The following is a 13,468-nucleotide window of genomic DNA, read 5'->3' as shown; positions in this document are numbered from 1 at the left end:
GCAGTTCCTTTATCAGTCGACGGACAGCGACAGTCCATCGCGCTGTGGATCGGCCGCGCCCCTCGACACACCGTCTTCGATCTTGATGGCATGGACAGCGGCAAAAGCATAAGTCTGCGGCGTTCGCGCCACGTCGTATCCCTCGCTGCGCAGTTCTTTCTCCACCGAACGACGAATGCGGTTAGAGATATCGATCTTGTTAGACACTCCGACAACGCGCGGAGCGGCGACCGCTTCAAGCACCGGCATGTCGAAATCGATCATGTTCATCAGTGACTGGGCAATTGCCGGGGCTATGTAGCTGCCACCCGGCGCACCGACGACGATGTACGGCTGCTCGTCCTTGAAGACAATTGTCGGTGCCGCGGAACTTGGCCGGCGCTTGCCGGGAGCAATCGAACCCGGCTTGCCTGGGAACGGATTGAACCGGCTCATGGTGCCGTTGTACATGAAGCCGAGACCGTCGGTGATAGCGCCGGACGGGCTGCCAAGCGTATGGGTCATCGCCACCGCATTGCCATGCTTGTCGATCACTGAGATATGCGTGGTGTCGCGCTGCGAGCGGTCCAGGCGAGAAACGGCGACACGTTCGCCGGCCTTGATCGAAGCCGCATGGGCGGCAGCATATTCTTTGGAAAGCAGCTTTTCGAACGGCACGTCGACATAGGTCGGGTCGCCCATATGCGCATCCTTGTCGATCGTCATGCGCTTCATCGCTTCGAACAGCGTGCGGACATGCTTCGTCCCCGAATGCTGCATGGCGCCAATGTCGAAATTCTCTAGGATGAGAAGGAGTTCGAGCATCGGAAACCCGGAGCCAGGTGGTGGCGAAGTTGCGATGCGATGTCCCCGATACTCGCCCCAGATCGGGGCCACCTTCGAAAGTTCGTATTTTGCCAGGTCATTCAGCCCAATGAGACCGCCGTTGGCAGCAAAGTCGGCAGCGATCTGCTGCGCGATCTCACCATGATAGAAAATGTCCGAACCACCACTTCTGGCAATACGCTCCAACGTGTCTGCCATGTCCCGGTTGACCAATGTCTCGCCCACATCGCGTAGCGAGCCGTCTTCCCGGAAATAGACATTACGCCCCGTTGCCGAGTATCGGAGCTTGTCCTGAGTATTAGCAAAGCCATCGTTGGACTGATCCTTCGACCAATACCAATGCATGTGACTGCGGATCATGAAGCCGTTGCGGGCGTAGTCGATAGCCGGCGCCATCAGGTCGGCCCAATCGAAGGTGCCGTAGTCGCGTAGCGCAGTTTCATAGCCCTTCAGCGAACCCGGCGTGCAAACGGCAAGGTAGCCGATGTCAGAGATGTTGCCGTCGAGGATATAGCCGAACCCATCTCGGCTCTCGCCCTTGACCCTTTCCACCCACATGTCAGGTGTCGCGGCCAGCGGTGCACGCGCATAGAACTCGAGGATATCGTGTACGCCCTTGCCGGGCATATAGACATGCATCGAGCCGAAACCACCGATACCCGACATCTGCGGATCGACGACGCCCTGCACGAATGCGCAGGCCAGCGCTGCATCGATGGCGTTGCCGCCGCGCTCGAGAACCGCAGCACCAGCCTCTACGGCCTCCGGTTGCGGCGCGACGATCGTTGCATTCTTCATTTCATGCGTCTTTCATTCAAAATCTTGGCAAGGAAGGCTTTGACGTGGCCGAGAACCTTGATGCGGTCGTGTGACACACCGGCGACCTTGTCGAAGGTTACATCGACGCCAGCCGCGCGGAACGAATCGGCAAGTGCTTCGAGGCGCGCAGGACGGTTTTCACCGGCGTCATTGGCGCCTTCCATGTAATATTTGCTGCCAGGCTTGTGGGTGATTTCCCAGGTTTCGAGATCGGCATCTCCAACCACCATATGCACGGGCACTCTGGATAGCGCTTCGGCGTCAAAAGCCTTGCCGAAACGAACCTCGAGGTCCCGCACGCCAACCCACCAGTCACGCTCGGGGTCGAGCAACGTCACCGAACCTGGTGCGCCGACGGATGCAGCCCAAAGCCGCTCGGGATGCAGGATCGCGAAACGATGCGCGAAGTGGCCGCCTCCTGAAAATCCAAAAATTGCGAACTTCGACCAGTCCTGATCGTATTTCGCAGCCATTTCCTCGACCATTGAAAGCACGATCCGGTCGTAGCGGATGTCGCCCTCTTCCATAAACTTGTAGCCGGATCGGGCACCGTCGCCCAGAACGTTCATCGGGAAGATCGGACAGAGGATGGCACAGTCGTTGTAAAGCCCGAACTCAGCAAAGCCGTCGCGGAAATCGATTGCCGAGGTGCGGCCTGTGCCATGCACGGCGACCAGCAGGTCGATCCTTCGCCCATCCGCCGCTGTCGGCGGGACATAAAGCAGCATATGAAGGCGGGGATCCGCTGTCGACGCGAAGATTGCCGTCTGACCGTAGTCGTAGATCTCCCGCGCACGGGCGGCAGCGCCGCTCGTTCCAAGTTCCTGCATCGTTATCTCCTGAAATTTGCTTGGCGGGTGGCCCGAGGGCCTACCCGCCGTTGCCGCGTTACTTCGCGGGCTTCACATAGTAGGCGAGCGTGTATTTGTCGCCGCGCGTTTCATAGGTCACCGACTTCTTCGCACCGAGAACGACATTCTCGTAATGCATCGGCAGCAGCCAGAGCTTGGAGAAGGCGAGCGTCGAAAGCTCCTCAAGCAGCGGCAGGCGGTCCGCTTCCTCAAGTGTCGAGGTTGCTTTGGCAAGGACTTCGTCGATTGCCGGATCCGAGATGCCACCGCCGTTGTAACGACCGGTACCTTTCTTCTCGTCACGAGTTGCTGTTAGCGCAACAGTCGGATTGGTAGTTTCACCGGTGTTGACTCCCCATGAGCCGAGGAACGTACTGTAGCTGCCCTTCGAATAGCTATCGGAATACATCGACCAGGGCAGTACCTCGACCTTGGACTTGATGCCGATGCGAGTAAACATCTGGCCAACGGCCTGCAGCACTTCGGTATCCTTGACGTAACGGCCAGCCGGACCATGCAAAGTCAGACCGAAGCCATCCGGATAACCGGCTTCTGCAAGCAGCGCTTTTGCAGCCGCCGGGTCATAGGTGACTGGCGCTACATCCTTTGAATGGCCGGCATAGCCTTCGGCGACATATTGGTCGGCGACGGTACCGTTCTTCTGCATGACACGGTCAACGATCGCCGGGCGGTTGATCGACATCAACATGGCGCGGCGGACGCGTTCGTCCTTCAGAGGGTTCTTTTGCAGGGGCGAGCCATCGGATGCCGTCACGAACGGTGAGACATCACGGCTGACATCCATGCCCATATAAACGAAGCGCGAGGAGCGGCCGTTGATGACCTGCAGCTTATCACTTGCTTCAACACGTGCCATCCCGTCGGCCGGAAGGGCTTCAACCACGTCGATCTCGTTCGACAGAAGCGAGGCGAGACGAGCACCATCGTCAGGCAGAAAACGAAGATTGACTTCAGACCAGTCCGACGCTCCGGCGTAATATGCATCGTTGCGCTTCAACTTCAGACTGCTGCCTGGCGCATAGGAGACGAAAGAGAAGGCACCGGTGCCGACCGCGCATTTACCGCCGTCAAAATCCTGGACAGGCGCCTGCGCACAGTCCGCGCTGATGATGCGGATGCGGCTAAGCGAGTTCAAGATAAGCGGATCAGGCACCTTGGTTTCGACCACGATCGTCAGACTGTCGGTCGAGGTGACATTGGCGATGTTGCGCGTATACGAAGCAAAGCCCTGGCTGGGCTTGTCGCGGGCGCGCAGCAGCGAGGCGACAACGTCAGCTGCATCGAATTTGCTACCGTCGTGGAAGGTCACGCCATCCCGCAGCTTGAATTCCCAATGCGTCGGATCAATCAGCTTCCATTCTGTCGCCAGTTCCGGCGCACTACCGGAAGTCCCTGTCAAGTTGACGAGACTATCCCAAATGTGGCGCGAAGTCGCACTGTTGGGAGCCGAGCTGTCTTCGTGCGGATCGAGTGTCGTCGGCGTTGTCGACATGCCGATCGTCAAGGGAGATTCCTGCGCAGCAGCGAGTGCTGGGATTGCGATTGAACCGAGCAGAGCAATCGCTGCACGTTTCCAATATGTAAGGGCCATGATCCCACTCCTTATGGCTTGATTAATGCTCGGTCTTAGCGCCGGCTTTTGAACGAGTTGTCTCCGTTTCCATCAATATTGGTAGGACCCTGTCATCAAGCTGTCAAACTTAATTCGCTCGTGTTACGGTGTACGTAATGCGAGACCGGTGCCTTTTGTTTGGGCAGATATAATTATTTTGGGTGAGAAAGGTCATTGGTCATGGAAGAAAAGAGCCAAATTGTCCAATCTGTCGACACAGCTATTTCAGTATTGATGGCAGTCGCGAAAACTCCAGACATTCGACTGTCGGAAATTTCTCGAAATATCGGTGAAACAAAGCCTCGAGTTCTACGAATGTTACGCACACTGGAACATCGAGGAATGGTTCGCAAGGCCCAAGACGGCGCCTACCGCCTTGGCACCGCAGTGATTGTTCTTGGAACTGCAGCCTCGACCCAGGTGGATTTGGTGAGAGTCGCCAATCCGATCCTCGAGCGGTTAGGTCAAAAGGTGAATGAAACGACGCAGCTCCGTATCATCGACAACGGCGAATCCCTATGCGTGGCAAAATTCGAGCCAACACGTGATCTACGCGTGCACTCGATGATAGGTAGGCGGCGCCCACTTCACGCGGGATCCTACAAGGTGCTGCTGGCCTTCCTGCCACCTCAGATTCAATCGCAAATGTTGCCTGAGGTGCTGGAAAAATTCACATCCCGCACCATCACGGATCGCGACAAGCTTGAAGCTGAGCTCAAGACAATCAAGCGACTTGGCCACTGCATCAGTCGCGGGGAAGTAAGTGATCAGCTGGTTTCCGTTTCGGTGCCAGTCTTAGCGTTTGACGGTTCGGTCATCGCCGCAGTCAACATCGCAGCCCCAGCTTTCCGTACACAGGAGAGCGACATGGAGCGATTTGCTGTGCTGTTGAAAGATGCCTCAAAGCAAATTTCTGCTGGCTTGGGGTGGTAAAGTCAATCTAGGACGCATCGGCGAAACGGTATTTGAACCGACGACCAGTTATCCCAGGCATCAGTTTCGAGGCCCGGCCAGATTGGAGAGTGCTTAGTCACTGCTTCGCGCAATGAAGTGTGAAGATCACGCCGCCGACGGCGCAACGCTTACCTTGCAATCATCGGGCCAACGAAAGGCAAAGAAGCCGTTTTCACGAACCCGCAATGCAGGTGATGGCGCCTGGACCATGCCCGACGTCAGGCATGGTAGCAAGTTCTCATTTCGATAAGACGGCTACGCCCTCCCTGACTTTGACACTGAGCGGCGCCTGACAATCGCGGCAATCAGCGGATAAGACCAGATGATCAACGTCGCTACACCAAGCGTCCCGGAAATCGGACGATTGAAGAAGTTGATGTAGTTGCCGTTTGCCTTGATGATCGAAGACATGAAATTCTGCTCGACTACCTGTCCAAGAACCAGACCGAGTATGAGCGGGGCTGCGGGATAGTTGTTAGCCTGCATCACCCACACGAGGATACCGATAGCCAGAACAATCCATAGCTCGAAGATGTTGTTACTGACAGCATAAGCACCATAGATGCACAGTAGCAGGATCAGGGGGTATAGAATTGCGTCGCGAACCGAAATTACGAACTTCCCAACATAGATCGACACGATGCCGAGCGGGATCAGGATCAGGTTGGCAAGCAGGAAGATTATGTAGATCGCGTTGACCATGTCGGCAGAGTTGACGAACACCAGCGGCCCTGGCTGAATTCCCTTAAGGATCAGCACACCGACGACGATGGCGGTGATGGAGTCACCGGGGATACCAAAGACAAGTGTCGGCACATATGCTCCGGCAATTGCAGCATTGTTGGCCGAGCCTGCGCCAGCAACCCCCTCAGGAGAACCTTTGCCGAAGAGCTCGGGATCTCGAGCGAACCGCTTCGATACGGCATACGTCACCCAAGCCGCGATATCGGCACCTGCACCCGGCAAGGCACCAATCAAGGTTCCCAGTACACCTCCCCTGACGATGTGTTTACGTTCCCGCCACAACAATGCATTAGACGGATAGAGCCGGCCGCTGATCTTGATCTGCGCTTTCAGTTGCTTGCCGTCGAAACTTTCGGACTTCCGGAAGATTTCCGCCAACGCGAACGCGCCAATCATGACGGCAATGAAGCCGATACCGCCTTGGAGGTTGATATTTCCAAATGTGTAGCGCTGAGTGCCGGTAACAAAGTCCAGTCCGACGACCGAAAAGAACAGACCCAGCATCAACGAGATCCAGCCCTTTGCCGCATCATCGCCGGCTACGAGCGTTGCACAGGAAAGCCCCAGAAGGGCCAGCCAGAAATACTCGTAGCTGGAAAAGTTCATAGCAAAATCGGCTAGCAAAGGTGCGCCGAACATCAGCACGATCGTGCCCATGATCCCACCTATCACCGAAGCCAGAACAGACATCCCAAGAGCTTCGTCCAAGCGCCCACGCTTTGTGAGCTCATGCATGTCATCGGTATAAGCTGCCGAGGCAGGAGTACCGGGAATGCGCAGGAAGGCGCCGGGAATGTCACCGGCAAACATAGCCATACCGGAGCACGTGATAATTGTCGCAAGTGCGGCAACCGGCGATAGCGTGAATGTGACTGGTACGAGAAGTGCGACAGCCATGGTAGCGCTCAGGCCGGGGATCATGCCAACGAAAAGGCCGAAGATCGCCGACACAACAATCGTGATCAGCACGTCGACCTGCATCACAAGTGCAAGGCCGTCAAGGAAAGCTGTCATCCTATGAAATCCTCTAGAATACCCGTGGGTAGAGGGATGCCGAGCAGGTGGCTAAATATGATAGATGCCGTAAACCCGGAGATAGCGCCGACGCCGATCGCAGTTAGAGGTCGTACGCCGTATATGAGACAGTGTGTCGTTACGATAAGAATAGCCATTGGAATGGAACCGACCAGCGGAGCAAGCAAACCGTAGGCAATGATGGCAACCGGTATAAACGCGATCAGCGCCATCTGTTGTGGTGAAGAAACCCATGCAGGCATCGCAACGTCCCCTGCGTTGCGCCAGCCGCGCAACGCGATCACGCCGCCCAAGACGGCCATGATGCTTCCGATGATCGTCGGAAGGAGTTTTGGGGAGGCCGCGCCTGCCGAAACGTGAAAGCCTTGTGCCAGCAATGCAATGGCCACGCCAAAGATTGCAAAGGCCAGGCCCGTCCAGAAGTCGGGCAGGCGCATTGTACTACTCCTTGCGCTGGGCGATGCCCAGATCGTTCATGATTGTACCAACCTGCGTGTATTGCTCGGTCAGAAACTGTCCGAAGCCAGCTGTATCAAGAACGCGGATGCCAAATCCCTTATCGTTCATGAACTTCACGAAGTCTTCGGAGCCGGCCACCTTGACGACAGCGTCGCTGAGTTTTTTCTGGACATCCACAGGAAGCTTCTGAGGTCCAACCACCCCGCGCCAGGTGCCACCGCTGAACGCTACGCCCGTTGCCTCTTCGGCAGTCGGTACATCCGGAAACGCTGCGATGCGCTTTTCGGCAAACACGGTCAGCGGCTTTGTCTTCCCCGCCTGCATCATCGCGATGCCTTCAGGTAGCGAAGACAAAACGACATTTGAGCCCCCTGCCGCCAGTTCCTGGAAACCGGGTGCAGCACCTTGCGACGGCACGAGCGTAACCGAAAGCGGATCGACCCCATTTGCTTTCAGGAAGCCGGCAAATGCCAGGTGGTAGGCTGCGCCTGTGCTCGTGCCGGTCACGGTGTAGGTACCGGTCGGCTTCGACTTGATATCCGCGAGAGCGGATTTGACATCCTTCCAGTCACCAGACGTCGATACGTGGAAGGCGCCAGAGTCAAAGTTCACAAGAGCGATTGGATTGAAATCTGTTGCCTTGTACTGGCTTTGGCCAGCCCAATAGAAGCTTGCGAGCTCAGCTGTCGCGAATCCCAACGTATAGCCGTCAGGTTTAGTCGACAGCATTTCCGAATGGCCGATGACGGAACCGCCGCCGGGCTTGTTGACGACGTTGACCGAAACACCGAGTTCCTTCTCCATACCGCCGGCCAGAAGGCGTGCGATCGCGTCCGTACCGCCGCCAGCGGCCCAAGGAACGATGAGCGTGATTGCTTTCTCTGGATATTCCGCAAGAACTGCGCCTGCGGATACGCCAAGGACGGCGGCCGATAGTATCAGTGATTTCATAAATGGCATTGGGTTCTCCTCCTCTTTGCCTTGGTCTATTCGATCAGCTTCGCGACCTTCATTTTCTCCGTCGTAAACTGGATCGTATCGAGCATTGCGCGCTCAGCGGCCGTGGGATCACGAAGTCGTATGGCTTCAAGAACCGCCAGGTGATTGCTAAGATTGGCGCGAAAATTTTCCATGTGGTTGGCGGTGACCCCGAACAGCACCCCGAGGATGCTATCAATCGCACTATCGAACGCCTGCAGGATCGGGTTGCCGGTTGCTTTCAGTATGGCGAGATGGAACTCACGGTCGGCGAGTACAGCTGCCTCCGCGTCGCCACGAAGGGCTGCGTCCTCCATTCGTGCGTAGGCAGTCTCGATGTCGATGATCTGCAACCGCGTCGCTCGTTTCGCCACAAGAGCGGCGGACGCCGGCTCGAAGACCCGCCGTGCCTCATCTATCGCTTCAAGAATGCCCGGTGTCATGACCTTGCTGCCCATCAACCAGCGAAGCACATCTCGGCTGAGCGTATTCCACTCTGAGCGATTGGTGACGGTTGTTCCGCGGCGAGGTGCGGTCGTGACCATGCCGAGACCGGCCAGTGTCGAGACCGCTTCGCGCACCGAAGACCGTCCCACGGAGTATAGCTCCATCAGTTCAGTCTCGGTCGGTATCGTCTGTCCGGTTGTGAGACGACCGGCAGCAATATCGGCGCCGAGCCGATCAAGAACATTATCCGAGCGACGTATCCGCGCGGTTACCGACATATCAGACGTATCCTCCCAATTATGAGATGATTTTTCACATTCATCTGATGATTGTCAACTTCATTCGTGTTAGCGTTCGCAATCGGAGGAAATGTGTGAGGGGAAAAACGGACGCCAATGTCTCTACTCTTTGTTCGTTTTCAGCTTTCATCAATTTTCGTTGGGGTCGCAATGAAGCAATTGACCCGACAACATCAAGGAGGAAATCATGGAAAATCTGACGCCGGAACAGATGGATGCGGAAACCATCCGCCGGATGCCGTATCAGAAACCGCAGCCTGAGGGCATGCTCCCTGACCTCGTCGTTCCGGACGCAATTCCTAAGGATGATCGTATTTGGGTGCCGCAGTCCGAAAATGTCTGGTTTCGCCCGCTCTGTCTGAACCGATCCGCCGGCTACTGGATGAACCTGCTTAAGGTTCGCAAATCCGGCGTGCTCAGCCGACATCGTCATCCAGGCCCGGTTCACGCCTTGGTACTAAAGGGAAGCTGGCGCTACCTCGAACATGACTGGGTCGCGACAGAAGGTTCGTATGCATTCGAACCCCCGGGCGAGATCCATACGCTGGTAGTCGACGAGGGCGTCGAGGAGATGATCACTTATTTCCAGGTAAACGGCTGCATGTATTACGTTGACCCGTGGGGTAACAACAACGGCTACGAGGACGTCTTCACCAAGATCGACATGTGCCGAGCACATTACGAGTCCGTCGGGCTAGGACGCGACTATGTTGAGCAGTTCATTCGCTGATCAGTCTTCTGGCCTGTCCATTCCTGGCCCAGCAAGGTCACGGATGGCAGGTGCTCTCATCGACGCATTCTGTTTTCATTGCACGAGAAATTACCATGACATTCCAAACGGATCTCTTCTCCGGAAAGGTCGCCCTCGTCACCGGCGCCACCACGGGCATTGGCGCAGCAATTGCCACCCATTTAGCCGAATTGGGGGCGACCGTGGTTGCCGCGGGGCTAGGCGCCAACAAGTTTGAGGGTCGGCCGGAGCTAAAACTGTCCGCACAGGAACTGGACGTGTGCGATCAAGCTGCCGTCACCTCTCTGGTTGAGGACCTCGATCGTATCGACATCGTCGTCAACTGCGCGGGCGTTATCCGACGCGCGGAAGAGCATCAGATTGACGTCTTCGAAAAGGTATTGTCGATCAACCTGACGGGAACGATGCGCGTCTGCTCGGCTGCGAGATCCAAACTTGCAGCTTCAGGCGGAAGCATCGTTAACACAGCATCGATGCTGTCCTTTTTCGGTGGCGGCCTGGTTCCTGCATATAGCGCCAGTAAAGGCGGAGTTGCGCAGCTGACAAAGTCTCTTGCAATTGCCTATGCAGCGGAAAAGATCCGAGTAAACGCGGTTGCTCCAGGCTGGATCGCAACTCCTTTGACCCAGGCACTGCAGGATGATGCCGCTCGCTCGAAACCCATTATCGACAGAACGCCCCTAGCAAGATGGGGCCGACCGGAGGATATCGCAGGCGCTGTTGCTTTCCTTTGCAGCCCCGCCGCATCCTTCGTTACCGGCGTGGTCTTGCCGATAGACGGAGGATATTTGATCAGCTGAGGTGAATGAACTTTCGTCAAGCAATGCGGGTCGCCGCATTCGCGTATCGTTTCTATTTATCTAGAAGCGCCGCGCCAAGCGGGCAGCTGTCTCCGGTGCGGACATGACAACTTTCAGCGACTGTTAGCGGCAGGAGGTCATTGACCGTGTTTTATGGGATCGGGCGGCGCTATCGTTTCCTCACGTAACGCTGTTGCGAACAGGCGGGGGGCCAACATCGTCAATGCTCATGCCGGTCACGTCGTCCTTTGGAAGACCTTGTGGAGTGCAAGGTTTCTGTCAGACAGTCCCTCGGCCACGCAGCATTTTACCGCGAGGTCGAGGCCGCACATCTAGGTCTGATTTTTGAATTCTAACCGTCAAGATCGGATCAACTGCGTTTGGTAACGCGGCGGGTCAACCCTTTCGAATCCTGCTTTGCGAACGTTCCATTCTTCTGTCGGGAGGAATAACGCATCCGGATCACGTAGATTGGACCTGATCGCTTCAAGATTGAGGTCCAACCCAAGCCCAGGCCGATCGGGAACGTCAACATATCCGTTGCTCAGATAGTCCGGTGCTAAACCTGTCACTAGTTCTTCCCAGAAAGGCACGTCCAGCCCGTGATGTTCAACAGCCATCAGGCTATTGATCGAAGCGCCGCAATGGACGTTCGCCATGAAACCAATTGGAGAGCAACAGGAATGGAGCGCAGTCGGCAGGCCATAACGCGCGCCGTAGTCCGCGATACGCTTTGTCTCAAGCATACCGCCGGATGTAAGCAGGTCCGGGTGGAGAATGTCGAAAGCCTGGGTCTCGACGGCCTCCCGGAAACCGTCCACCAAATAAAGATCCTCGCCACCTGCAACGGGTGTCAGGAGCGCATCTGCTACTTTTTTGTGCCCCTTGATATCATGCCAGATGACCGGGTCTTCGATCCAGGCGAGATTAAATGGTTCCAGCGCTTGTCCGATGCGTATCGCCTCGTCGGCGGTCACATAACCCTCGCCGAAATGATCGACGCAGAGTGAAATCTCTGGACCAACTTCAGCACGGACTGCACGGACGATCTCGACCGCCGTCTCGATACCCTTTTCCGATATCTTGGCGCCACGCCCCGAGCCTGCAACCCTCGTGCTTCTGCCGAGGTCGTATTCATTTCTCGTTGCGGACCCTACCAGCGCACCCTCGGTTGTCTCGAACAATTTCGGCGGCAGGTCGAACTTGATAAACGTCAGCCCCATGTCTGCCCTGGCCCGCACTGCCTTGGCGTAAGCTTCGGGAGTAAGGTTTTCAGGCGCCGGCGTATCGCCGTAGATGCGGACGCCGTCACGGTATTTGCCGCCAAAGAACTGGTAGCATGGCACGCCATAGATCTTGCCGACAAGATCCCACAGGGCGATCTCGATGCCCGAAATACCTCCCCCCTCGCGTCCATCTCCGCCGTAAAGACGCAGCGCGTTGAAGATCATGTCAACGTTGCAGGGGTTCTGCCCAACGAGAAAGTTCTTGAGACGAAGCGCACTCTCCGGATGACCGCCGTCGCGGACCTCCCCTAGCCCGTAGATGCCCTGATTGGTGTCGATCTTGATGATTGGATAATAGCAGATCCCCGTCACGACAGCGATGCGCATGTCGGTTATCCGAATTTCCGACGGCCTGGAATGTGTCCGCACTGCATTTTCCACAGCGTCCAGTGCCATAGCCGGATTGATGGCCTTGTTCACGTTTATTCTCCTCTTGTCGCAGGCCAGTCTTGGGATCTCGGCCTCTGAATGGATGTCCCAGCCCCGTTGTTTAAGCGGCGTTAAGACGTGCGCCGGACTGTGTGTCGAAGACGTGAACCAGTTCCGGCGCAACCGAAGCCTCAAAAACCTCGCCAGCCGCCACCTGGCGCTCTCCGTCGATGACCGCAACGATGTCGCTCCCGCCGAGATCGAAGGTAATGTGAGTAAGAGCGCCGGTCGGTTCGACGAAGCGAGCAGGACCGGAAAGCTGGTTGCCGCTACCATGCGCGATCAAATGCTCCGGGCGGACCCCGAGCGTCACGGGCCTGCCTTCGTCCAAACGCATGCCATCGACACGGATAGCTGCTCCACTCGCCAGCTTTGCGATTGGACCGCGATCATCGCTACCGCCTACAGCTTCCAGGAAATTCATGGCCGGAGTGCCGATAAAGCCCGCCACGAAAAGATTGGCTGGCTTGCGATAGAGTTCCAACGGATGTCCCTGCTGCTCGATACGCCCACCATGCATGACAACGATGTGATCCGCGAGCGTCATGGCTTCGATCTGATCATGGGTTACGTAGATCGATGTGGTCTTGACCTTCTGATGTAGCGCTTTGATTTCGGAGCGCATCTGCACGCGCAACTTGGCATCCAGATTGGAAAGTGGTTCATCGAACAGAAAGACCTGCGGGTTGCGAACCACTGCGCGGCCCATGGCAACGCGCTGGCGCTGACCACCTGAGAGCTGCGAAGGACGACGTTCGAGGAGCGGTGTCAGGCCTAACATCCGGGCCGCTTCGCTGACGCGCGCTTCTATTTCCGCTGGCGACTTTTTCGCGAGCTTCAAATTGAAGCCCATGTTTTCGGCCACCGTCATATGCGGATAGAGTGCATAATTCTGGAAGACCATCGCGATATTGCGTTCACGTGGCGTTAGATCGTTGACAACTTTGCTGCCGATCCTGATCTCACCGCCAGACGTCTCCTCCAGCCCGGCAATCATCCGCAACAGCGTCGATTTTCCACAGCCGGACGGCCCAACCAGTGCGACGAACGAGCCGTCCTCTATTTTCAAGTCCAGGCTGTGAATGACATTCACTGCACCAAAAGTTTTTTTAACGCCGGTCATTTGAACGGAAGCCATAGATACTCCTCATTTATCGA

The 13,468-nt window shown here is 56.5% G+C and carries 12 protein-coding genes; 3 read left to right on the top strand and 9 right to left on the bottom strand.

Annotated elements, in window-relative coordinates; translation table 11 throughout:
- Positions 1-12 precede the first annotated feature (12 nt).
- From ggt to AC0JZ8_RS01295, 3 genes are read right to left on the bottom strand one after another with little or no spacing between them, the layout of a single operon-like run.
- Entirely contained in the window at positions 13-1,623 is a 1,611-nt protein-coding gene (ggt, locus tag AC0JZ8_RS01305; RefSeq protein ID WP_471891439.1) for a gamma-glutamyltransferase, read from the bottom strand.
- Positions 1,620-2,474, bottom strand: coding sequence for an alpha/beta hydrolase (locus AC0JZ8_RS01300; protein WP_471891438.1), 855 nt, complete (start codon positions 2,472-2,474; stop codon positions 1,620-1,622). Before AC0JZ8_RS01300 ends, ggt begins: the two co-directional genes overlap by 4 nt.
- Positions 2,475-2,532: 58 nt before the next feature.
- Entirely contained in the window at positions 2,533-4,107 is a 1,575-nt protein-coding gene (locus AC0JZ8_RS01295) for an ABC transporter substrate-binding protein (RefSeq protein WP_471891437.1), read from the bottom strand.
- Positions 4,108-4,308: 201 nt separating this feature from the next.
- Here AC0JZ8_RS01295 and AC0JZ8_RS01290 point away from each other — a divergent pair, with 201 nt between their 5' ends.
- Positions 4,309-5,061: an IclR family transcriptional regulator gene (locus tag AC0JZ8_RS01290; protein ID WP_192088208.1), complete on the top strand. Its 753-nt coding sequence runs from the start codon at positions 4,309-4,311 to the stop codon at positions 5,059-5,061.
- 276 nt (positions 5,062-5,337) lie between these two features.
- On the opposite strand, the gene AC0JZ8_RS01285 is transcribed toward AC0JZ8_RS01290, so the two are convergent.
- From AC0JZ8_RS01285 to AC0JZ8_RS01270, 4 genes are read right to left on the bottom strand one after another with little or no spacing between them, the layout of a single operon-like run.
- Positions 5,338-6,840, bottom strand: coding sequence for a tripartite tricarboxylate transporter permease (locus AC0JZ8_RS01285; protein ID WP_471891436.1), 1,503 nt, complete (start codon positions 6,838-6,840; stop codon positions 5,338-5,340).
- Positions 6,837-7,298 carry a tripartite tricarboxylate transporter TctB family protein gene (locus AC0JZ8_RS01280; RefSeq protein ID WP_113166026.1) on the bottom strand — a complete coding sequence of 154 codons (462 nt, stop codon included), beginning with the start codon at positions 7,296-7,298 and terminating at the stop codon, positions 6,837-6,839. Before AC0JZ8_RS01280 ends, AC0JZ8_RS01285 begins: the two co-directional genes overlap by 4 nt.
- Before the next feature lie 4 nt (positions 7,299-7,302).
- Complete coding sequence (locus AC0JZ8_RS01275) at positions 7,303-8,280, bottom strand: tripartite tricarboxylate transporter substrate binding protein (protein ID WP_471891435.1); 978 nt, start codon at positions 8,278-8,280, stop codon at positions 7,303-7,305.
- Positions 8,281-8,306: 26 nt separating this feature from the next.
- Positions 8,307-9,023 carry a FadR/GntR family transcriptional regulator gene (locus AC0JZ8_RS01270; protein ID WP_113166025.1) on the bottom strand — a complete coding sequence of 239 codons (717 nt, stop codon included), beginning with the start codon at positions 9,021-9,023 and terminating at the stop codon, positions 8,307-8,309.
- 208 nt (positions 9,024-9,231) lie between these two features.
- Between AC0JZ8_RS01270 and AC0JZ8_RS01265 the strand changes: the two genes are divergently transcribed.
- Complete coding sequence (locus AC0JZ8_RS01265) at positions 9,232-9,774, top strand: 2,4'-dihydroxyacetophenone dioxygenase family protein (RefSeq protein ID WP_249407683.1); 543 nt, start codon at positions 9,232-9,234, stop codon at positions 9,772-9,774.
- Positions 9,775-9,869: 95 nt separating this feature from the next.
- Entirely contained in the window at positions 9,870-10,595 is a 726-nt protein-coding gene (locus AC0JZ8_RS01260; protein WP_471891498.1) for an SDR family NAD(P)-dependent oxidoreductase, read from the top strand.
- A gap of 359 nt (positions 10,596-10,954) precedes the next feature.
- Here the strand turns inward: AC0JZ8_RS01260 and AC0JZ8_RS01255 are convergent, their stop codons facing one another.
- Positions 10,955-12,301: a mandelate racemase/muconate lactonizing enzyme family protein gene (locus AC0JZ8_RS01255; RefSeq protein WP_471891434.1), complete on the bottom strand. Its 1,347-nt coding sequence runs from the start codon at positions 12,299-12,301 to the stop codon at positions 10,955-10,957.
- 70 nt (positions 12,302-12,371) lie between these two features.
- The gene (locus AC0JZ8_RS01250; protein WP_471891433.1) at positions 12,372-13,448 is read right to left on the bottom strand and encodes an ABC transporter ATP-binding protein; all 1,077 of its coding nucleotides are present in this window, start codon (positions 13,446-13,448) and stop codon (positions 12,372-12,374) included.
- Between the last annotated feature and the right edge of the window lie 20 nt (positions 13,449-13,468).

The organism is Velazquezella soli, assembly GCF_977018685.1.
Note: the sequence above shows the minus strand (reverse complement) of the source record. Positions and strands in the feature narration are given on the sequence as shown.